The organism is Haloarcula sp. Atlit-47R, assembly GCF_003665985.1.
GTDB classification, from domain to species: domain Archaea; phylum Halobacteriota; class Halobacteria; order Halobacteriales; family Haloarculaceae; genus Haloarcula; species Haloarcula taiwanensis.
Map to the genome: position 1 here is coordinate 1 of NZ_QPLQ01000080.1, position 449 is coordinate 449.

The window sequence follows — 449 nt, forward strand, 5'->3', positions numbered from 1 at the left end:
CCTACGTCACCCAGACCGAGCAGCAGGCGCGCTGGCACCGCAACAGCGGCTACTTCCCGGTCCGACAGAGCTCCATCGACCAGCTCACGGACGACGGCTGGTTCGAGAACAACCCCAACTTCAGCACGGCGTTCGACCAGCTACAAGACACCGAAGACACGCCCGCGACTCGCGGCGCGGTGATGGGCGTGTTCCCCAAGACCCGGTCGATTAACGAGGAGATATCGGTCAGCATCATCAACGACCAACTCGGCGTCGAGGAGGGACTGTCGCGGATGGACACGCAGGTCGGCGAGGCGCTCGCCGGGTACAACGGCAACTACGACGGGAGCCAGTAGGCTCCCTCGACACGTCAGTCACATGTCTACTGCCACAAAACCGTACGATTCGACGCTTCAGGCGGCGCTGTTGTTGCTCCCGACAGCTGCGGTACTCGTCGCGTTTCTGTA

The 449-nt window shown here is 62.6% G+C and carries 1 pseudogene; it reads left to right on the forward strand.

The features are described from left to right. Positions 1-338, forward strand: a pseudogene (locus tag DVK00_RS20970) (ABC transporter substrate-binding protein); the annotation flags it as partial. Between the last annotated feature and the right edge of the window lie 111 nt (positions 339-449).